Genomic DNA, 20105 nt, shown 5'->3' with positions numbered 1-20105 from the left:
GCCTTCCGCAGCGAAGGCTTCTTTTTTGTAGTGACGGTATAGAGGATAGGGAAACGTCATTCCGGCTGGCTGGAAGACGCGGCTTCGCGCTTCCGGGTCAGGTATTCATCCATGGCATCTGCAACTTTTTTTGCATCCTTTACGGCCTGAACGACATTCCACGGGCCGAGGACGACATCTCCGCCGGAGAATACGCCTTCGCGGGTTGTGGCGCCGCGTTCATCGACCTCCACCAGTCCTTTTTCGTTGGTGACCAGTCCCGTTGTCGTGCGCACGATCTTGTCCTTTGGCTGTTGGCTTACCGCGATGATCGTGCTGTCTGCATGAAAGAGCTGCGGTTCGTCTTCGGAGAGCAGATGCCCCTCCTCGTCGAAATGGCGTTCGCGCAGCATCGGTCCCTGCGGCGTGATGGAATCGACGGCTTTGTTGTACTCGAATTCTACGCCATCCGCCTGCGCATATTCGAATTCCCGGCGACTGGCAGAAACCTCGTGATGGCGGGCGTAGATTGTTACATAACGGCTTCCTTTTCGGATTGCCGTTCGGGCCACATCCATTGCCGAGTTTCCGGACCCTATGACGGCGACGGAATCGCCGAGCTGATAGACATCTGGATTTTGCAGATAATCTACGGCGAAATGGCAGTTCCCCAAACTTTCGCCGCGGACTCCGAGCAGGCGCGGCCGCCATACGCCTGAACCAATGAATACGGCGGCATAGCCGTCGCGGAACAATGTGTCGAGCGTCAGCGCTGTGCCAATGCCGGTGTTTGGCCGGATATGGATGCCCAGTTCCTGGAGTTTGACCTGATAACGGTCGAGGATGGTCTTAGGCAGGCGGAAATCTGGAATGCCGTAGCGCATCATGCCGCCCAGCTTATCCATTTTTTCAAACATGGTAATGTCATATCCTCTTTGGGCCAGCTTGACCGCTACCGTGATCCCCGCCGGTCCGCTGCCGATTATCGCGACATGCTGTCCTTTGGCTGGTTCATGTTCCATGATGACTTTGTCGAGATACGTATCGGAGATATAGTGTTCAATGCTGGAAATTTGTACCGGGGCACCTTTCCTTCCCTGAATGCAATGTCCTTCGCATTGGGCTTCATGGTCGCAGACCAGCGAGCAAACTACGCTCATCGGGTTATTGGCAAAGAGCATGGCGCCGGCATCGTTAATGTTTCCTTCCAGGAAAAGCCGGATCATCTCAGGAATATTCGTTTGGGCCGGGCAGCCCTTGAGGCGGCAGAGAGGCTTCTTGCACTGCAGACAGCGCCGGGCTTCATTGATTACATGTACTGCCATGGGAAATCACCTGTTTCTTTCTGAATCGTACCGAATTGCTTTCTTATTCATAATGAATTGTGTCTGTAATCTTATTATATTAACCGGTTTCTGCTTCGTCAAGGAGCAGGCGGAAGAAAATCTGCGTCGATATCAGCGGGGAACTTGACAATAAAAAATATTAATGCTATTATAAAATTAATAAACACAGAGTATATCCTTGGGCAGTCGGCTGTTTGGCCGGCTGCTTTTCCTATGAGTGAAAAAATCGCATTTATAATTGCTCGTAGAAGAAAATCTGTGCAATTTTTTATTGGTTCCTATTTTTGTGGAAGGGAGTTTTTGGACTACATGGAAGCACTTTGTATTGCATTGGCATTGCTGGGGCTGATGTATTTTGCCTATCGCGGCTGGTCGATTATCCTGATCGCGCCTTTTTTTGCCGGATTGGCAGCGCTGGCGAGTATTTTTGATATTCTGCCGGTGTACAGTGAGCTCTACATGACGCGTCTGGCCGAGTATGTGAAAACTTATTATCCGGTGTTTTTGTTCGGTGCGGTTTTTGCAAGGCTGATGGAGAAAGGCGGACTGGCCTCTTCGGTAGCCGGAAAAATTGTCGAGGTGCTCGGAGAAAAACGGGCGATTCTGGCGGTATTGATGGGCTGCGGCGCTCTGACTTACGGCGGACTCAGCGTATTTGTCGTTGCCTTTGTCATGTATCCGTTCGGTGCGGTAGTTTTTCGTCAGGCGGATATTCCAAAGCGTCTGCTGCCGGCGACTTTGTGGGTGGGAATTTTTTCCTTTGCAATGGTATCTCTGCCGGGGACGCCGCAAATTCAGAATATTATTCCCTCGTCATATTTTCAGACTAGTACCTGGGCAGCTCCCGGTATCGGCCTTTTCGCTTCCCTGTTGTTTCTGCTGATTGGCTGGGGCTGGGTCGGTCACCGGGCGAAAATCCTCAAGGCAAGAGGGGAAGGATACGGCAATCATGTTATTGAAGGGCGGAAGAAGCGCAATCCGAAGATTCATATTCCCTGGTATTGGGCGCTTTTGCCGCTGGTTATGGTCATCGGGCTCAATGTGATCCTTTCCAATCCGTTCGGCTGGTCGTGGGGATTCCACTGGGATAAGGACAGCCTGGAGGCGTTTCAGCCCCTGCATCTGTCTTTGCTGGCCGCTCAGGTCGGTAAGGTGTCGGCAATCTGGTCCATCAGTGTTGCGCTTATCCTGAGCAGCGTCGCGGCGGCCTATATCGGCCGGAAGCGCTTTATCGTCATGGATGGGTTTCTGGCTCCTATCAATTATGCGGCCTTGTCTTCCGGCACAGCGGTGCTGAACGTTGCGTCAGGATATGCGTTTGGCTGCGTCATTACGGCGATGCCGGGCTTTCTTCCGGTGACGCAGTGGCTGGTCGGCATAGCGGATTCTTTTGGGCCGCTCTTGTCGGCTGTGATTACGACCAATATCATGTGTGGAATCACGGGATCGGCTTCCGGTGGCCTGACGATCGCGCTTTCTGCTTTGGGGGATCAGTGGGCAGCTATGGCAACGTCTGCCGGAATACCGTTGGAAGTCCTTCACCGTATTGTGGCGATTGCTTCGGTCGGCATCGATCCGGTTCCGCATTGCGGAGCGCTCGTGACCCTGCTGGCGATTTGCGGGCTGACGCATCATGATTCTTATTACGATATCGCTGTGATTATGGGACTGAAGTTTTTTGTTCCGTTCCTGTGCATTTTGTTCTATATGCTTACCGGGATTTGCTGACCGCGCTGATGCGGATGCGATAAAAGCCCCGGCAGATGGGAGTTCCGTCTGCCGGGGCTTTTATTGCATTATGCCTGTTTATTTTTTCAATGCTTCCTTGAGAATTTCTGCCAGCGCCTTTTGTGTGATATGCATCATATCATCGAGCAGTGCATTGTAGAGATCACCACCGTCGGTGACACCGCGGCCGTTGGCGGTGATAAAGAATTTCTTCGGATGCTCTTCGGCATGGTACGCTTCGCTGAGCTTGTCCTGGACAAGTTTCTCGATTTCCTGATCCGTCATTACATTCACCTCTTTTCGTCTGTTTACTTAATCATTATACGACATCCTGCCTAAAATTTCCTCGTTTTTTTGTAAAATAAGTCGATTTTGCCCTTTCATCTTGTTTCCACTGATTTTGCATCCCTTTTTAATAGCGGATTAAAGTGCTCCTAAATGAGACGGGCTATACTTACAGCATAGTCAATTCTATGCTGCCGTACAGGATACGGTAAAGAAAGGCGATGGATAAGATGAAGATGATGAACAAAAAAATCCTGATCGGAATGGTAGCCGGAGCCGCTCTTTTGGGAACGGGTGCGGGGTTGATGCAGGCGCAGGCGTCCGCGGATGAACAGGAACCGTCCTATTCGACGCCGGATCATCAGGGCCGTCCGCCGCGCCCCGTGATGAATACGGACGAGATGGCAAAACGGATTCATGAAACCTTTGGCGTGGACGAAGCGGAAGTCAAGGCAGCCATTGAAGCCAATCGGGATTTTCGCGATATTGGACAGGCGGCTATGCTGTCGAAGATCAGTGGAAAGTCCTTTAAAGATGTGCTGGGCATGAAGACCGAAAAGAATACCTGGGAGGATGTCGGCAAGTCGCTGGGCGTGACGCGTGATCAGGTTCATGAGCAGATGGACGACATGATGGCGTCGCGGATCGAACAGAAGGGAAATGTCGATAAGGATACGGCTCTGAAGCTGCTCCGGAATGGATATCGGGCGCAGGATATCGAATGCGCCGGCCTTTTGGCGAAAAAATCAGGAGAGGATATCCAATCGGTTTTGGATAAGAAAAAGATCAATAATCGCTGGTCTGATGTGGCAGAGCAGCTTGGCGTGGATTGGAAATCGCTTCGCCCGCAGGCTGGCGGACCGGATAAAATGGGGCACGGCCCGCAGGGAGGACCGCCGGACGGCATGATGATGGTCGGCCCGCAGAATCCGGATGAAGGCTGAACTCCGGTGGCTCAGCAGAAGATGTGTAATGTCTTAATGATGTTGCACATCTTTTTTTATTAAAATGTAAATTTCAGTCTTGACAAGAAAAACAAAAGCGTGTAAGATATGAAACATCAACAAAGTTAACAACTTTACATGATCTATAAATCAAGGAACGGGAAATAGTAGCATGGAAGGACGCTGCAAAGCGAGCGGGCAACTGGGATTCCAGTGGTGAGAAGGCCGGCCGGCGTATCGATGTGAATGGTCCCGCGAGAGTCCACCCAACGCAGCACAGGCTGCCAGTAGGCTGGAACGGCTGCCTCCGTTATCTGGCTACGGCATCGGTTTTCAGGCCCGTGCCGGAATGAGATATGTTTGTACACAAAACGGGTGGTACCGCGGATAGAATGTTGTTCGCCCCGGCAGAGAATGCTTTCTCTGCCGGGGCGTTCTTTTTGGAGGATGAGCAGAAGCATGAAAGTGAAGATGTGCGGAATGAAGGACCTTTTGTCTGCCAAAGTAGCTGAGGAAGCCGGCGCGGAGTTTATCGGCTTTGTGTTCTGGCAGAGAAGCCATCGGTATATTGAACCGGAACACGCGGCGGTGATTTGCAGCCAGCTTCGGCAATCCTTGAAAGTCGGTGTTTTTGTCGATGAGCCGCTGGAGAACGTGAATGAGATTGTCCATCTGGCGGATCTGGATTTTGTTCAGCTTCATGGACATGAGAATGCGGAATATGCCAGAAAGATAGAATGTCCGGTCATCAAAGCATATCGTTATGGCGAGAATTTTGATGCGGCGGCTGCGAATAAGTTTCCCGCGGAGATTATTTTGGTCGATGCGTTCCGGCCGGGAGAACCCGGAGGAACCGGAGCGTGTTTCGACTGGCGGGCTGCCGCCGAAGAGATTAAATCCATCAGAAAACCGGTTTTGATTGCCGGGGGAATTCATACAGGCAATGTTCGCGAGGTTCAGCGCATCTTTCATCCGTATGGCGTGGATGTATCCGGCAGCCTGGAAGTTAATCGGGAAAAAAGCATCAGTAAGATTCAGGCCTTTATGCGGAAGGTGCGCAGTTTGCCGCGGGGGCGGAGACACTATGCCGGACAAAGCAGCCATAGCGGTTCGGACGCAAGGCCCTGATAAAACGATGAGGAGATTCGGGAGGAAAGAAATTGAAAGATATTTTGGCGGAAATTGTAGAAAAAAAACGGGATATAGTTGCCGAAGCCCGGCGGAAGCTGCCGCTGGAGGAGGTAAAGCGTCGGCTTCAGCCGGGGCATTTCCGCATGGGACATGTATTTCGCAAGGGAGAATGGAATTTGATCGCCGAATGCAAGCTTCAATCGCCGGCCAAAGGGCGTCTGGATACGGTGCATACGGTAGAGCAGCTGGCGCATATCTATGAAGATCATGGCGCGTCCATGTTGTCCGTTCATACCGATCCGCATTTCCTTGGCTGCAATGAAGATTTTGTCCGGGTGCGTCAGGAGGTCCGGTTGCCTCTTTTGCGCAAGGACTTCATCATCGATGCGTATCAGATTTATGAGGCGCGGATGTTGGGGGCGGATGCGGTACTCTTGATCGCGCGGATTCTGAGCCGGGAACAGTTGAAGGAGTACCTTTATACGGCATGGAGTCTGGGCATGGATGCTTTGATTGAGGTACACGATGAAGCAGATATGAAGGCGGCTTTGGCGACACCGGCGCAGTTTATTGGTATCAATAACCGCAATTTGGTGACATTCCGTACGGATATTCAACAGACGCTGGATTTGCTGCCGCATGCGGATTTGTCCAGAGTGCTGATCAGCGAGAGCGGCATTTTTTCCGCCGAGGATGCCGGACGTTTACGCGATGCGGGATGTGATGGGATACTGGTCGGTGAAGGGCTGGTCCGGTCAAAGAACATCGGACAAATGACCAGCGTGTTGTCGGGGATCGCATGATCGCCGGAAGGGAGAACAGATATCATGAATACAAAAGGAAGATTTGGTCAATACGGCGGGCAGTATGTACCGGAGATCGTTATGCCGGCGCTGAATGAGCTGGAGGCGGCATATCTGCGCTACAAAGAGGATCCGGACTTCCAAAATCAGTTCCGCACCTTGCTGAGAGAATATGCCGGCCGGCCAACAAATCTCTATTATGCAGAAAAGCTTACAAAGCATTATGGCCGCGCCAGGATCTTCCTCAAGCGGGAAGATCTCCTGCACACAGGGGCGCATAAGATCAACAATGCGCTCGGGCAGGCTCTTTTGGCTAAGCTCATGGGGAAGAAGCGAATCGTTGCAGAGACGGGAGCGGGGCAGCATGGCGTTGCTTCTGCTACAGTGGCTGCTTTGTTCGGGATGGAATGTCACGTGTTCATGGGCGCACTGGATGTAGAGAGACAGAAGCTTAACGTATTCCGTATGAAGCTTCTCGGCGCGAAGGTGATTCCTGTCACCAGCGGTACGGGGACACTCAAGGATGCTACGAGTGAGGCGATTCGTTATTGGGCGACGAATATCACGGATACGCATTATATCATCGGATCGGCGGTCGGACCGCATCCATATCCGACGATGGTGCGTGATTTTCAGAAGATCATCGGTGAAGAGATTCGTGAGCAGATCAAGGAAAAGACCGGCGGTTTGCCCAATTATCTCGTGGCTTGTGTGGGCGGCGGAAGCAACGCCATCGGGACTTTTTTTGACTTCCGCGACGAGCAGTCGGTCCGAAAGTTTGGCGTCGAAGCCGGCGGACGCAGCGATAAAGTAGCGGATAATGCAAAGACGCTCAGCGGAGCCGGCGAGCCGGGAATCCTGCACGGCGCGTTCAGTTATCTTCTGCAGACACCGGATGGTCAGGTGGTGGAAGCTTATTCGATTTCAGCCGGACTGGATTATCCGGGCGTGGGACCGGAGCATTCCTATTTTAAGGATGCCGGTATTGTTCGTTATGTATCGGTTACCGATCAGGAGGCATTGGATGCCTTTCAGCGGCTCTCGAAGATCGAGGGCATCATTCCGGCTTTGGAGAGCTCCCATGCGCTTGCCTATCTTGAAACGCTCATGCCGGAGACGAAACCGGAGGAATCGGTAGTCGTCTGCTTGTCCGGACGCGGAGATAAGGATGTAGCTATGGTGGCCAGAGCTTTGGGGGAGGATATTGAGCTATGACACGAATCGACAAAGTGATGGCCGGTCTGAAAGCGGCCGGTAAAAAAGGCATGTTCATTTATATCACCGCGGGTGTCCCGGATGCGGCGACGACGATTGAAGCGGTCCGTCAGGCAAAACGCGCGGGAGCAGATGTCATTGAACTGGGTCTGCCATTTTCTGATCCGATGGCGGATGGTCCGGTGATTCAGACGGCTTCTGTTGCCGCATTGAAAAACGGCATGACGCTGGCCGGGGCGTTGGATATCGTGAGGGAGATCCGTAAATTTTCCGATATTCCGCTGATCGGCATGGGCTATATCAATAATATGTATCATTATGGTCTTGAGCGCTTTGTCCGGGATTTTAAGGCGGCCGGCATGGACGGCGTGATTATTCCGGACCTGCCGCATGAGGAGTCCGGCGGGATGCGCAGGATTTGTGCCGCGCAGGATTTTGTGCTGGCGGAGTTCATCACGCCGGGGACGACGGAACCGCGCATGGAGCAGACTTGCCGGGACGCCGCGGGATTTATTTACTGCGTATCGAACAATGGCGTGACCGGTGTGAAAAAAGTGGATTATCATCCCATCGGCCAAGTCTGCGCCAAAGCGCGAAAATATACCGATACGCCGCTGGCGGTCGGCTTTGGTATCGGATCTGCCGAGGCGGCTGTGGAGGCGGCCGAAGAGGCGGATGCGGTTATCGTGGGCAGCGCCGTAGTAAGGTGCCTGCTGGATCATCGCATGGATGATGCAGTGGCATTGATACGCGAAATGCGTCAGGCGCTTGATGCCCGGTATGCCGTGTGAATTCATGAAAAAGGATTTTCCTTTTCGGATGGCGAATGAATATTAAGAGAATTTGTTATCAGAAAGGAAGATCGTCATGATTGTTACCAATACGCAAACGGTCCGCAATGCGGAAGACCTTATTCGTCGTCATATACAGGAACGCCCGGAAAAACCGCGGAGCATACAGGAGATCTCCGCGCGGTATCAGCAGGCAATCCGCCAGTACCAGACGCTGATGAAAGCGCAGAATGATAACCGCGAGCAGCGTGTCATGCTGTATGCGGAAATTAAGACGCTGGGATGGTGCATTGGACGAGATGAGCAAAAGGTCGTGAAAGAAATCAATACGCCGATGCGATGACTCTCCTACAAGAAGCTCCTGTATGATGGCGGGTCATGCAGGGGCTTTTGCTGTAAGCAGGAATGGGAGTGGATTCGATGGAACTGAAACCATCTCGAAACGAGTTCTGCCGGCTGGCAGAGCGGACGAATCTTATTGCGGTCAGTGCGGAGATCAATATGGATCTGGATACGCCGGTATCGGTGTATTATAAGCTGGTCGGCGATCATAAGGGCTTTATTTTGGAATCTGTGGACACGACACATCAGCAGTTCGGCCGCTATTCCTTCATTGGCGCTGAACCCTTTGTCCGGCTTCAGGTATTTCGAAACAGGCTCATGATCAAGGAAAATGATCTGATGAAATGTATCGATGGAGATCCGGTCACAAGCATCCGGAGGTATATGGAACAATATCATCCCGCCTTGGAGGATAAGGATATTCCTCTGGCAAATGGTGGAATGGTCGGCTATTTTAATTATGAAGTGGTAACGACCTTTGACCGGATCCGGGGATTGGAGATCGGCGATGAGGAACTTCTCGGACAGTTTATGATCTGCCGTATTTTGGTCGTTTATGATGCCCTGCGCAATAGTGCGCGGCTGATCTATCTGGCCGATGTCAAGGAAAAGGATCCGGAAAAGGTATATGACGGATTGTCTCAGACGATGCGGTCCATTCGGGAAAAGCTGGAAGCGCCGGGCATCCCTCATCCCGCGGAGCCGTCTAAACGCCGGGAGCCGCTGGACTTTTTGAAGAAATTCGGGGATGTTCCGGAAGATTTCATAGAGGCTATTCAGAAAGCGAAGCGTCATATCTTTGCCGGAGATATTTTTCAGGTTGTGCCGTCGCGGCAGTTCCGGGAGACGATCAGCAAGCCGTGCTTTCATTTTTACCGTCGGCTGCGTCAGGTTAATCCATCCCCGTACATGTTTTATTTTAATTTCGGCAGCGTGAAGCTGGTGGGCGCTTCACCGGAAATGCTGGTCAAGGTGTCGGGACAGCAGGTATATACTTATCCGATTGCCGGGACACGCCGGCGGGGAAGCACACCCGAGGAAGATCAGAAATTATGCGCCGATCTGCAGCATGATGAAAAGGAATGCGCCGAGCATTCCATGCTGGTCGATCTGGCCCGCAATGATATTGGCCGGATCAGTGAGCCGGGCTCCGTGCGCGTCACGAAACTGCGGCAGGTGGAATATTTCAGTCATGTCATGCATATGGTTTCTGAGGTCGTGGGTAAACTGCGTCCGGGCTATACGCCGATGGATGTGCTGAAAGCGACGTTTCCTGCGGGGACGGTGAGCGGAGCGCCGAAGCTTCGTGCCATGGAAATCATTCATGAACTGGAGCGGGGGCCGCGCAATACATATTCCGGGACGGTAGGCTATATGGACTTTTCCGGCAATATGGATATGTGCATTACACTTCGGACGATGCGCATCGAAAATGATCATACCGCGGTCATTCAGTCCGGGGCTGGCATTGTGGCGGATTCCGTGCCGGAAAATGAGTATCGGGAGATCCTGCAGAAGTCGAAAGCTCTGTTTGAGGTCGTCGAAGAGGTGGAAAACGATGTCGTTGCTTTTAATCGATAATTATGACTCTTTTACATATAATGTTTACCAGCTGCTCAGCGAGCTGGGCGCGGATGTGGAGGTGATACGGCACGACCAGATTACCACGGCGGAGATACAGCGCAGAAGTTATGACGGCATCATCATTTCTCCCGGCCCCGGGATACCGTCTCAGGCCGGCATCAGCGAAGCGGTTATCCGTGAATTGAGCGGACAGATTCCCATCCTCGGAATTTGTCTCGGGCATCAGGCTATTGGCGAGGTATTTGGCGGGAAAATCGTCCGGGCCGGTGAAATCGTTCATGGCAAGACGTCGCCGCTCGTCCACAACGGAAAAGGGCTTTATCAGGGCGTATCTCAGCGGGTGGAAATCGGCCGATACCATTCACTGATTATTGAGCGGGAGTCCCTGCCGGATTGTCTGGAAATCACCAGTGAATTGGAAGACGGGACGATCATGGGTGTGCGTCATAAAACGTATGATGTAGAGGGAATCCAGTTCCATCCAGAGTCGATTCTGACTCCGGACGGCCATAAAATGATGTCGAATTTTTTGGACCAGCTGTCCCGGTAACCGATAAAATGAAACCAGCGTCTTAGCACACGTCAGCATCGGATAAAAGAACACAAGGGAAAAGGCCGTCGGGAAAGGCATCTGTGCCGGATCGACGGCCTTTTTCTGCCTGTTACGCAAACCTTTTGGATCTGTGATATAATACGATTTGTTGTTTACCTTCTGAATGAGAGAAAGGGTTTTTCGATGAGACGAATTTGGTACGGGATGGGGATGGTGCTTGTGCTGCTGGGACTGTTTTTACCCGCTGCGGACTGTCTGGCGGCGCGGCATGCCCCTCGTGCAGAAACAGCTGCCGATACGGGGCCTCGGGGGAAAATATTGTTCATTCCTCAGGATAATCGTCCGACTTCCGGCATGCAGGCGGCGGAGGTGGTTCGGCATCTTGGTTATGAGGTGGTCATGCCGGACCGCGATATGCTGGGCGGTTTGGGAAAGGACGGAGATACAGAGGCGCTATGGAACTGGACACAGGAAAATGCCCGTCAGGCGGATATGGCTGTCATCGCGGCAGATTCTTTGATTTATGGCGGGCTGGTATCTTCCCGCAAGCATGAAATACCAGCAGACGTCCTGCGGGAGAGAGCCGACAGACTGCGGCAGCTTCATCAGGTGCATCCGTTTCTGAAGCTCTACGCATTTGTTTCGCTGATGCGCACGCCGCGCAGCGGTGAAGCATCGGGCGGTGAGGATCCGGATTATTATATTTCGTATGGAGAAAAAATTTTCCGTTATACCGGATTGATGGACAAGGCGGAAGAAACCGGACTTCAGCCTGATGAACAGCAGGAGGCGGCCGGACTGGAGCAGGATATTCCCGCGGAGGTGCGAAAAGACTGGCTGGAACGCCGTCGCCGCAATCTGGAGGTGACCAAGCAGCTGATGAATTTCGTCCGTGAGGGAAGCATGGACTATTTGCTGGTAGGTAAAGATGATAATGCCAGCCTTTCCCAGACGCATCGGGAAAGCCGCTGGCTGAAGAAATATGGCCAGGATATTCCGCCGGATCGGTTCCGGATGACAGCGGGAATCGACGAATTTGCGCTGCTGCTCCTGACAAGGGCTGTCAACCAGAGGGAACGGAGAGTGCCGGAGGTAGCGGTCTGCTATAATGAAGGGAAAGGCGGTGATACGGTACCGACTTATTCGGATGAACGTCTGGCGGACACGGTGAAAACGGATCTGGAGGTAGCCGGAGCGCGCCTGCAGGGAGAACCGTCTCAGGCAGATCTTATTCTGCTGGTCAACACAAATCCTGATGGCATGACCGGTGAAGCCAATCATGTGAGGGAATGGGAGGCCGCGCCGCTGAACAATGGACAGGACCGCTCCGGTACCGCGCCGTTCCTGCAGCTGCTGCACTCGTATCTGCAGACAGGAAAGCCCGTTGCCGTGGCAGATGTGGCTTTTACCAACGGAGCCGATAATGCGCTTATGCGCCATTTAGAGCGTGAGGGGATGTTGTTTCAGCTTCAGGCCTATTCGGGCTGGAATACCGCGACCAACAGCATCGGATTTGCACTCGGTCAGGGAATACTGGCCTGCAGGATGAAACGCGACGCGGCCGATGCATTGCTCATGACCCGTTATCTGGATGACTGGGGCTACCAGTCGAATGTGAGGACGACGATGGCAATCCGGATTGAACAGATGGACGATCCGCAAATCTACTTGTACCTTGGCGGCTATGAGCAGGCATTCGCCGAAGAAGCCTCCCAGCTGCTGGTCCGGTTTGCCCGCCTCCATCTGCCCCGGCTCGAAAGGCCGGATCGTCTTTCCGTGACGTTTCCGTGGCATCGGCTGTTCATTGCGGAGATTGGGCTGAGCGGGGAAGATTCAGGAGCTGAGCGGCCAAAAAATGAACAGGAAGGGAGAGACGAAAGATGAATATGCGCAGTGTGCTGGATATTTCTGCCTATTTGATTGTCGGACCAGAAAATACAAAGGGGCGGCCAGTCCCTGAGATTGTCCGTTCTGCTGTGGAAAATGGGTTTACCTGCGTTCAGCTTCGTTCCAAGACGGCTTCTGCCCGGGAAATGCTCCGGCTTTGCGCGCAGACAGCGGATCTTTTGACCTCGCTCGGTAAGTCGGACGAAGTAGCACTGCTGGTGGATGACCGTTTGGATATCGTTCTGGCTGCGCGGGAAGCGGGGATTAAGGTGGACGGTGTTCATGTGGGGCAAAAGGATATTCCCGCATCGGTCTGCCGCAAACTGTTAGGACCCGAAGCCGTGATCGGTTTGTCTGCCCGTGCCGATGCCTTGATCGACTATGTAACGCATTGCGATACGAAAGACATGGATTATTTCGGGGCCGGCCCTCTTCATGCAACGCCGTCCAAACCGGAAGCAGGCCGGACACCGGATGGACGAATGGTCACGCGGAGCCTTGACGAGCTGACGCAGCTGCATCGCGTCAGTCCCCTGCCGGTCGTCGTGGGGGGCGGGGTCAAGGCAGCTGATCTTCCGGCCCTGAAAGCCTGCGGCGTGGAAGGGTTTTTCGTTATAAGCGCTATCGCAGGAGCGGATGACCCCGCAGCGGCGGCGCATCGTATGACGAGCTTGTGGCGCCGCTGCCCTTCCCATTCAAAAATAAAGTCAAAAGGTTAAAAAACTATTTGACTTTTTGACTTTATTCGCTATAATAAGAACTAGAAACGGAGCCGTTTAAAGAAAGATAGCGAAATCGATGGATGGAGGATAAACGATATGGGACAGGAAAAATATACGGCAAAAACCCTGAGCGCACTGCAGTCTGCACAGCAGCTGGCCGCGATGCGCTATCATCAGGAAATCACGTCGGCTCATGTCCTGCTGGCTCTGGCAAAAGAGCCGGAAGGATTGCTGGCCACTATTTTTGAAGATTGTCAGACGGATCTGCCGATGCTTAAAGCGCGTTTGGAGCAGATTCTGAACAAAATACCGAGTGTCAAAGGGGCAGACCGGCTTGGCATGGGGATGGATATGGTTCGTGTGCTGGGACGCGCAGAAGAACTGGCCGGTTCGATGAAGGATGAGTACATCTCCACCGAGCATCTCCTGCTGGCTGTCGCTTCGGATGGCAGTGATGAAGTACAGGCGGTCTGCCGTGAGTTTCATCTGACAAAAAACAACATTCAGAGTTCGATTAAGAAAAACCGCAAGCAGAACGTGACGAGTGAGAATCCGGAAGAAGGATATAAATCTTTGGAAAAATACGGACGGGATCTGACAGACGCGGCCCGGCATAACAAGCTGGATCCTGTGATCGGCCGCGATGAAGAAATCCGGCGCACGATAGAGATCCTTTCCCGCCGCACGAAGAACAATCCGGTTCTGATCGGTGAACCGGGTGTCGGCAAGACGGCGATCGTTGAGGGATTGGCACGCCGTATTGTAGCAGGGGACGTACCGGAATCCCTGAAAAACAAGACACTGTATTCGCTGGATATGGGTTCTCTGGTTGCCGGCGCGAAATTTCGCGGCGAGTTTGAGGAGCGCCTGAAAGCGGTGCTCAATGAAATCGTCAAGTCTGAGGGACAGATTCTTCTCTTTATTGATGAAGTGCATACCGTGGTCGGCGCCGGTGCGGCGGAAGGCGCTATGGATGCCGGCAATCTCTTGAAACCGATGCTGGCGCGCGGCGAACTGCGCTGCATTGGCGCCACGACGCTCAACGAGTACCGTAAATACATCGAAAAAGATACGGCATTGGAGCGCCGTTTTCAGCCGGTTATGGTCGGCGAGCCGACGGTTGAGGACACCATTTCTATTTTGCGCGGGCTGAAGGAGCGGTACGAGGTTCATCATGGCGTGCGCATTCGGGATGCTGCGCTGGTATCCGCGGCCGTGCTTTCCGACCGGTATATCTCGGATCGTTTCCTGCCGGATAAAGCCATCGATCTGGTTGATGAAGCGGCAGCGAGACTGCGGACCGAAATTGAATCGATGCCGGCGCCCCTTGATGAACTTCGCCGCAAAATCATGCAGCTGGAAATTGAAGAGCAGGCATTGAAAAAGGAAAATGACGAGGCTTCGCAGGAAAAATTATCCGGCATTACCGCGGAAAAGGAAAAGCTTCAGGTGCAGGAAAAAGAACTGCAGGCCAAGTGGGAAAGTGAAAAGCAGGCGATTTTGCGGGTTCGGGCTTTGAAGAAGGAAATCGATGAGGTCAACAGTCAGATGGCCGCGGCGGAGCGTGCCTATGACCTGAATCGCTTGTCGGAGCTCAAATACGGCAGACTCCCGGAACTGCAGAAAAAACTGAAAGAAGAGGAAGCGGTGATCGCGGCCAAGTCCAAGGATGAGCAGCTGCTCAAGGAAGAGGTCGGAGAAGAGGATATTGCTAAAGTGGTGAGCCGCTGGACGGGCATTCCGGTATCCAAGATGATGACGGGAGAGCGCGAGAAACTCATTCATCTGGAAGATGTGCTGCACGAGCGGGTCGTCGGGCAGGATGAAGCGGTCAAATCGGTCAGTGAGGCGATTCTCAGAGCGCGTGCCGGGATAAAGGATCCCAATCGGCCTATCGGTTCCTTTATCTTTCTCGGACCAACCGGTGTCGGCAAGACGGAGCTGGCCAAGACGCTGGCCGAGGCTTTGTTTGACGATGAGCGCAGCATGATCCGTATCGATATGAGTGAATATATGGAGAAGCACAGTGTGTCCCGCCTGATTGGCGCTCCTCCGGGATACGTCGGCTACGATGAAGGCGGACAGCTTACCGAAGCCGTTCGGCGTCATCCGTACAGTGTCATTTTGCTGGATGAAATTGAAAAAGCGCATCGCGATGTATTCAACGTGCTGCTGCAAATTCTGGATGACGGTCGTCTGACCGATGGCAAGGGCCGTGTGGTCAATTTTAAAAATACCGTTATCATCATGACCAGCAACCTCGGTTCGCATGAGATTCTCAACAAGAGTTATGAAGAAGCGCAGGGCGCGGTAAAGGAAATCCTCAAGGACTATTTCCGTCCGGAGTTTTTGAATCGTGTGGATGATATCATCGTATTCAAGGCGCTGGCCCGGGAACAGGTCCGGAAGATTGCAGCCATTCTCCTTCAGCGTCTGGGCGACCGGCTGGCGCATCAGGTTAAAATCACTCTGGGCTGGAACGATGATGCGCTCACGGCTTTGGCCGATCAGGGATTTGATCCGAATTTCGGTGCCAGACCGCTGCGCCGGCTGCTGGTACATACGGTGGAGACCGCACTTTCCAAGGAGATTATCAAAGGAGAGATTCGCGAGGGAGACACGGTTCATATCGGTTATGAACATGGGGCATTTACCTTTAACAAGGCATGACCGGTATGGAGGAGGCTGTGAAACAACAGCCCCTTAAAAGAAGCACCGCACGGAGTTTTCTGGTTCGTGTCGGCTGGCGGGAACGATATCGTTGCTTTGCCGGCCCTCATGAGCCGGGAGATCGATGGATTGACAGAGCGGGATCACAGATCAAAAAAGGCTATTCTTTCGGGCAGATTGCCCGGAGAATAGCCTTTTGTTTGTCCTGATCCATGGATGACGATGCTGCGCGAGCCTTTTTTTGCAGGCTTCTCCGCCGCGGAGAGATTGTGTTGGTGTTGATGACAGCAAGCTTGACGGACTCGTTGCTCTTCCATGGAGTGCCATCCTTTCTTTTGTTCCTGCGTCTGGTTTGTCGTAATCCGGGCTGGACAGCATGTGCCCCGGGCCGGAAGGATGATACATCAAGAGGAACCGGCTGGGAGATCACGATTTATGCGGTGAGAGGTAAAGGCGGCCGTGATCGTCGATGCGGCTCAGATGATGCAGGAAGAAGCGAGCGATGATGCCGGTCAGCAGGGCAGAGATCAGAGTGCCTTCGCGGATGCCCTCGATGGTGCTCATGGTCAGCATAGAGACGATGGCGGCGAGTACGACGAGGCTGAGATCGTTGCCGACCTTGACCTTGCCGAAGTCGATGCGTGCCTTGCGCGAGAAGACGTAGACAGCGCCTTCGCCCGCGAGCATGAGAACGTCGGCGATTCCCTGGCCTGCGACGCCGAGCGCGACGAGAGAAGTGCCGAGCAGGCAGAGCAGCAGCCTGAGTACATAGGCAGCCGGCACAATGGTGAAGAGCTGCATGAAGAAGTCGATGCAGAAGCCGAAGAGAATCGTCACGGGAATCTGCAGCCAGAAGATGGCCGGGAAGTCGCGCCGCAGCATCAGGAGTTCAAAGGCGACAAAGATCATGTTGACGGCAAAGGTTGTCTGACCAAAGGTGAACGGCGAGATCAGGCTCAGGACGTATGGCAGACTCGAAATTGGCGATGTGCCTAAGAGGCTCTTGACGACAAGCGCAATACCTGCTGACTGGACGATGACCGCCAGAATCAGCAGTAGATAGCGTTTTGGAGTAGACAAACGGAAAATCCTTCTTTCTTATCGAAATAAACAAGCCACTTTCTCGATTTCCTCTTTTTCTACGGGCCTGTCCTCGACTTTGCGGAGGCTCGTGCTGGTGAAGGTGGCGTTCATGGTATCATCTTTTCTCTGTGGATAATCTATTTTCATTATAGCAGATGCGGCTCCATCCTCGATACTATCCTTTGGGGTACTATCGTACAATAAAGTGCATTCTTCACAAAAGGATTCTTTGCGGCTACAATGAATATATCAGCTGAAATGAGCCGCTACGGCAAAAGGAAAACTTATGAGATACGACGAAATATATGGAGGATGATATTATGTTAAACGAAATCAACTGGCCGCATGACTACCTGCCGGGGTTCACGGACAACTTCGCTTCAAATGAGGTCATCGTCAGAGGCATCAACGCAGCGGAGACGTTCGCGAACCTCATTGACACGAGCATCTGGCCGACGTACTACAGCAATGTCGCCGATGTCGAGTTCGACAATACGGAGGGCACGAAGCTGGCGCCGGACACGCGCTTCCGCTTCAAGACGTTCGGCTTCCCGATTGAGGCAGAGATCACGGAGTTTGAGACACCGCATGACGGCCAGCCGGGCCGACTGGCATGGCATGGCTGGGCAGAGGGCAACGCAGAGCACCGCCTCGATGTCATCCACGCTTGGCTCATCGAGAACCTCTCGGAGGGCCGCGTGCGCATCCTGACGCAGGAGTCGCAGAAGGGCAAGCCAGCGGCTGAGCTCCACGAAGACCCGAAGGATCCGATGAATGTCGGCCATCAGGAATGGGTCCGCGGGCTTGCCACTGCGGTACTGGCAGCACATCAGGGCTGATGGCCGCAGACTGGTGCAAGGCAGCGGTTCGGCTGCTCATCTGGATAGGGGAGAAATCATGGCAAAAGAGACAATGTTCCACTGCCCGGTTGAGGCGGCACTAAGCCTCATCGGCGGCAAATACAAATCCATCATCCTCTGGCACCTGATGCAGCGGACGCACCGCTATGGTGAACTGCACCGCCTGATCCCGCAGGCGACGCCGAAGATGCTGACACAGCAGCTCCGCGAGCTCGAGGCAGACGGCGTCATCCACCGCGAGGTCTATCCCGTCGTGCCGCCGCGCACAGAGTACAGCCTGACCGGGTTCGGGCAGAGTCTGTCTCCCATCATCGAGGCGATGTGCGAATGGGGCAAGGTGAATATGAAGCAGAGAATACTGCCCGGGGCTGAGGAATGACAGCTCTCTGGCAGGAGATGCAATCAACAGGAGGGATTTTTATGAAGCGGCCCGCGCTAAGGCGGTGGCATTCGTCAGGGGCCTCAAGCCCATCTCGTTTGCAGATGCCATCAAGGGCGGCCTCGACCAGTATGCGGCAATCTTTGTGCCGGGTGTCCATGCACCAATGACGGATCTCATGCAGGATGAGAATCTCGGCATAATCCTGCGTTACTTCCATGAGAAGCAGAAGCCGACGGCCTTCATCTGCCATGGCCCTGCTGCGATGCTCGCCGCTCTGCCAGATGCTGTAGCGTATCGCCAGGCGCTCGTCTCGCACGATGCTGAGGGGGCTATGGCAGCGGCCAAAGACTGGATCTATAGCGGCTATGAGATGACGGTCCTCTCGGACGCCGAGGAATGGCCGGGGGAAGTCGCGAAAGGCACGGAGATGCCGTTCCATGTCGAACAAGCCCTGCAGATCGCGGGCGGCAGGATGCGCGTCGATGGCATGTACGGCAGCCATATCGTACATGACCGCGAACTTATCACGGGCCAGAATCCCGCATCAGACATCGAGTTGGCCAAAGAACTCGACAAGACTTTGCGGGGGGAGTGATACCAGTCCCTATGATAAAAAGGGGATGGTGTGGCTGAATGGCTTCCTTTCTCATAGGGCAATAAACATATAAGATTTTTCGATCGGCAGATTCATCTGCCGATTTTTTTGCAGGGAAATGTAACGCAGGCTTTTCTGGAGGAGATACAGCATCTTCTTGGTCATCGTTTTATATTTTTGCAAAAAAAACGCCCCCCCTGTGATAGCAGTTTCCTTTTTCCTGTCTCTCATAGGGGGAGCATATTCTTCTCTTTTGTCACAACTTTGTCAGAACGCTTTTAGGGCGTCGGGATGAATTTTGCTAGAAAGGTATGATTTTCCTCTTTGAGTGAGCGGGATAAATGAGCAAGCGGTGCAAAGATGGGCGAATAATTCAGGCGCAGTTTAAACCGGAACAGCATATGGTTCATGCCGCCGAAAATCGGGATGCGGTCGAGCACGAAGTGGTTTTCGTCCGGGGTGGTTACCCCATAGTTGACGGTAAAGGCAGCCCGGTAGCCGGCGTCTTTTGTCAGGCGCTCCAGTTCTTCGTCATAGGAGCCGCAGGGGTAAGCAATGAACCGGACCGGTTTTTGCAGATGCCATTCCAGGGCTCTGCGGGAGCCGTCAAGCTGGTTCCATGTTTCCTCCGGCGACGTTTTATCCAGCTGCATGTGGGATAACGTGTGGCTTTCAAAATCGATCAAGCCGCTTTGCTGCATTTCCTCTACCTGCGACCAGGTAAGATAATTGGGATAGGTACTGACAAAATCTGAAATCAGGAAAATGGTTCCCTTGAGCTGATATTTTTCCAGAATAGGGAATACGTTGCGATAATTGTCTGCATACCCGTCGTCGAAGGTGATGATTACCGGTTTGTCCGGAAGTTCGGTGCCGTTTTCCCAAGCGTCGAGCATTTCGGCAGGCGTGATGGTATGGTATCCCTTATCGGCCAGATATTTCATCTGTGCCTCAAACTGACTGGTATTGACGGTCAGTGCATTGACATCGTGATCGTTGATCTGGTGATAGTTGAGTACGGGAACGGCACCGGCAGCCTGATGCATGAGATACGCGCAAACTCCAAGTCCGGCGAGTATCAGAATAAACATCAAGACAGCAATCCGTTTGATCCAGGTCTTCACAGAGGACACATCCTTTTCTGATGAGAGTTATCTTTTTGACACACGTTTTAATATATAACAAGGATGTGAGACTGTCAACTG

The 20105-nt window shown here is 53.1% G+C and carries 20 protein-coding genes; 15 read left to right on the top strand and 5 right to left on the bottom strand.

Features of this window, described 5'->3' with window-relative positions; translation table 11 throughout:
• Positions 1-56: 56 nt before the first annotated feature.
• On the bottom strand, positions 57-1304 hold the full coding sequence (locus tag FYJ78_RS02130; protein WP_154619738.1) for an NAD(P)-dependent oxidoreductase: 1248 nt from the start codon (positions 1302-1304) through the stop codon (positions 57-59).
• A gap of 330 nt (positions 1305-1634) precedes the next feature.
• On the opposite strand from FYJ78_RS02130, the gene FYJ78_RS02125 reads away from it, so the two are divergent.
• A complete protein-coding gene (locus FYJ78_RS02125) occupies positions 1635-3053 on the top strand; it encodes a GntP family permease (RefSeq protein WP_154619737.1) in 1419 nt (472 codons plus the stop codon).
• Positions 3054-3131: 78 nt separating this feature from the next.
• Here FYJ78_RS02125 and FYJ78_RS02120 read toward each other — a convergent pair whose 3' ends face one another.
• On the bottom strand, positions 3132-3338 hold the full coding sequence (locus FYJ78_RS02120; RefSeq protein ID WP_154619736.1) for a hypothetical protein: 207 nt from the start codon (positions 3336-3338) through the stop codon (positions 3132-3134).
• A 221-nt stretch (positions 3339-3559) separates the two neighbouring features.
• On the opposite strand from FYJ78_RS02120, the gene FYJ78_RS02115 reads away from it, so the two are divergent.
• From FYJ78_RS02115 to clpB, 11 genes are all read left to right on the top strand, one after another.
• Positions 3560-4282 (top strand): Tat pathway signal sequence domain protein, encoded by a 723-nt coding sequence (locus FYJ78_RS02115; protein ID WP_195847826.1) that lies wholly within the window; start codon positions 3560-3562, stop codon positions 4280-4282.
• A 459-nt stretch (positions 4283-4741) separates the two neighbouring features.
• Entirely contained in the window at positions 4742-5410 is a 669-nt protein-coding gene (locus FYJ78_RS02110; RefSeq protein ID WP_154619734.1) for a phosphoribosylanthranilate isomerase, read from the top strand.
• A 32-nt stretch (positions 5411-5442) separates the two neighbouring features.
• Positions 5443-6216 (top strand): indole-3-glycerol phosphate synthase TrpC, encoded by a 774-nt coding sequence (trpC, locus tag FYJ78_RS02105; protein ID WP_154619733.1) that lies wholly within the window; start codon positions 5443-5445, stop codon positions 6214-6216.
• A 24-nt stretch (positions 6217-6240) separates the two neighbouring features.
• Positions 6241-7431 carry a tryptophan synthase subunit beta gene (gene trpB / locus FYJ78_RS02100; RefSeq protein WP_154619732.1) on the top strand — a complete coding sequence of 397 codons (1191 nt, stop codon included), beginning with the start codon at positions 6241-6243 and terminating at the stop codon, positions 7429-7431.
• Entirely contained in the window at positions 7428-8222 is a 795-nt protein-coding gene (gene trpA / locus FYJ78_RS02095) for a tryptophan synthase subunit alpha (protein ID WP_154619731.1), read from the top strand. Before trpB ends, trpA begins: the two co-directional genes overlap by 4 nt.
• A 76-nt stretch (positions 8223-8298) precedes the next feature.
• Positions 8299-8565, top strand: coding sequence for a hypothetical protein (locus FYJ78_RS02090; protein WP_195847825.1), 267 nt, complete (start codon positions 8299-8301; stop codon positions 8563-8565).
• A gap of 77 nt (positions 8566-8642) precedes the next feature.
• Positions 8643-10145, top strand: a complete 1503-nt coding sequence (locus FYJ78_RS02085; RefSeq protein WP_154619730.1) for an anthranilate synthase component I family protein — start codon at positions 8643-8645, stop codon at positions 10143-10145.
• Entirely contained in the window at positions 10123-10698 is a 576-nt protein-coding gene (locus FYJ78_RS02080) for an anthranilate synthase component II (RefSeq protein WP_154619729.1), read from the top strand. Before FYJ78_RS02085 ends, FYJ78_RS02080 begins: the two co-directional genes overlap by 23 nt.
• Before the next feature lie 186 nt (positions 10699-10884).
• Complete coding sequence (locus tag FYJ78_RS02075) at positions 10885-12585, top strand: DUF4127 family protein (protein WP_154619728.1); 1701 nt, start codon at positions 10885-10887, stop codon at positions 12583-12585.
• A complete protein-coding gene (locus FYJ78_RS02070) occupies positions 12582-13307 on the top strand; it encodes a thiamine phosphate synthase (RefSeq protein WP_154619727.1) in 726 nt (241 codons plus the stop codon). The genes FYJ78_RS02075 and FYJ78_RS02070 overlap by 4 nt, the downstream gene beginning before the upstream one ends.
• Positions 13308-13406: 99 nt before the next feature.
• Positions 13407-15980, top strand: coding sequence for an ATP-dependent chaperone ClpB (gene clpB / locus FYJ78_RS02065; RefSeq protein ID WP_154619726.1), 2574 nt, complete (start codon positions 13407-13409; stop codon positions 15978-15980).
• A gap of 143 nt (positions 15981-16123) precedes the next feature.
• Here clpB and FYJ78_RS02060 read toward each other — a convergent pair whose 3' ends face one another.
• Both FYJ78_RS02060 and FYJ78_RS02055 read right to left on the bottom strand, forming a co-directional pair.
• Positions 16124-16297, bottom strand: a complete 174-nt coding sequence (locus tag FYJ78_RS02060; protein ID WP_154619725.1) for a hypothetical protein — start codon at positions 16295-16297, stop codon at positions 16124-16126.
• 109 nt (positions 16298-16406) lie between these two features.
• Entirely contained in the window at positions 16407-17060 is a 654-nt protein-coding gene (locus FYJ78_RS02055) for a YczE/YyaS/YitT family protein (protein ID WP_195847824.1), read from the bottom strand.
• Positions 17061-17383: 323 nt separating this feature from the next.
• Here FYJ78_RS02055 and FYJ78_RS02050 point away from each other — a divergent pair, with 323 nt between their 5' ends.
• The 3 genes from FYJ78_RS02050 (at position 17384) to FYJ78_RS02040 (ending at position 18900) form a co-directional block, all read left to right on the top strand.
• On the top strand, positions 17384-17902 hold the full coding sequence (locus tag FYJ78_RS02050; protein WP_206671364.1) for an SRPBCC family protein: 519 nt from the start codon (positions 17384-17386) through the stop codon (positions 17900-17902).
• Between the two features lie 58 nt (positions 17903-17960).
• Positions 17961-18302 (top strand): winged helix-turn-helix transcriptional regulator, encoded by a 342-nt coding sequence (locus FYJ78_RS02045; protein ID WP_154619723.1) that lies wholly within the window; start codon positions 17961-17963, stop codon positions 18300-18302.
• Positions 18303-18366: 64 nt separating this feature from the next.
• Complete coding sequence (locus FYJ78_RS02040) at positions 18367-18900, top strand: DJ-1/PfpI family protein (RefSeq protein ID WP_206671363.1); 534 nt, start codon at positions 18367-18369, stop codon at positions 18898-18900.
• Between the two features lie 278 nt (positions 18901-19178).
• On the opposite strand, the gene FYJ78_RS02035 is transcribed toward FYJ78_RS02040, so the two are convergent.
• A complete protein-coding gene (locus tag FYJ78_RS02035; protein WP_328597613.1) occupies positions 19179-20024 on the bottom strand; it encodes a polysaccharide deacetylase family protein in 846 nt (281 codons plus the stop codon).
• Between the last annotated feature and the right edge of the window lie 81 nt (positions 20025-20105).

This window comes from Wylensekiella montiformis (assembly GCF_009697385.1).
Classification (GTDB): domain Bacteria; phylum Bacillota; class Negativicutes; order Selenomonadales; family Selenomonadaceae; genus Selenomonas_A; species Selenomonas_A montiformis.
Note: the sequence above shows the minus strand (reverse complement) of the source record. Positions and strands in the feature narration are given on the sequence as shown.

Coding starts and splice junctions, on each gene's coding strand:
- FYJ78_RS02130 (WP_154619738.1), bottom strand. CDS start 1,304: ATGGCAGTACATGTAATCAATGAAGCCCGGCGCTGTCTGCAGTGCAAG.
- FYJ78_RS02125 (WP_154619737.1), top strand. CDS start 1,635: ATGGAAGCACTTTGTATTGCATTGGCATTGCTGGGGCTGATGTATTTT.
- FYJ78_RS02120 (WP_154619736.1), bottom strand. CDS start 3,338: ATGACGGATCAGGAAATCGAGAAACTTGTCCAGGACAAGCTCAGCGAA.
- FYJ78_RS02115 (WP_195847826.1), top strand. CDS start 3,560: ATGGATAAGATGAAGATGATGAACAAAAAAATCCTGATCGGAATGGTA.
- FYJ78_RS02110 (WP_154619734.1), top strand. CDS start 4,742: ATGAAAGTGAAGATGTGCGGAATGAAGGACCTTTTGTCTGCCAAAGTA.
- trpB (WP_154619732.1), top strand. CDS start 6,241: ATGAATACAAAAGGAAGATTTGGTCAATACGGCGGGCAGTATGTACCG.
- trpA (WP_154619731.1), top strand. CDS start 7,428: ATGACACGAATCGACAAAGTGATGGCCGGTCTGAAAGCGGCCGGTAAA.
- FYJ78_RS02090 (WP_195847825.1), top strand. CDS start 8,299: ATGATTGTTACCAATACGCAAACGGTCCGCAATGCGGAAGACCTTATT.
- FYJ78_RS02085 (WP_154619730.1), top strand. CDS start 8,643: ATGGAACTGAAACCATCTCGAAACGAGTTCTGCCGGCTGGCAGAGCGG.
- FYJ78_RS02080 (WP_154619729.1), top strand. CDS start 10,123: ATGTCGTTGCTTTTAATCGATAATTATGACTCTTTTACATATAATGTT.
- FYJ78_RS02075 (WP_154619728.1), top strand. CDS start 10,885: ATGAGACGAATTTGGTACGGGATGGGGATGGTGCTTGTGCTGCTGGGA.
- FYJ78_RS02070 (WP_154619727.1), top strand. CDS start 12,582: ATGAATATGCGCAGTGTGCTGGATATTTCTGCCTATTTGATTGTCGGA.
- clpB (WP_154619726.1), top strand. CDS start 13,407: ATGGGACAGGAAAAATATACGGCAAAAACCCTGAGCGCACTGCAGTCT.
- FYJ78_RS02060 (WP_154619725.1), bottom strand. CDS start 16,297: ATGGAAGAGCAACGAGTCCGTCAAGCTTGCTGTCATCAACACCAACAC.
- FYJ78_RS02050 (WP_206671364.1), top strand. CDS start 17,384: ATGTTAAACGAAATCAACTGGCCGCATGACTACCTGCCGGGGTTCACG.
- FYJ78_RS02045 (WP_154619723.1), top strand. CDS start 17,961: ATGGCAAAAGAGACAATGTTCCACTGCCCGGTTGAGGCGGCACTAAGC.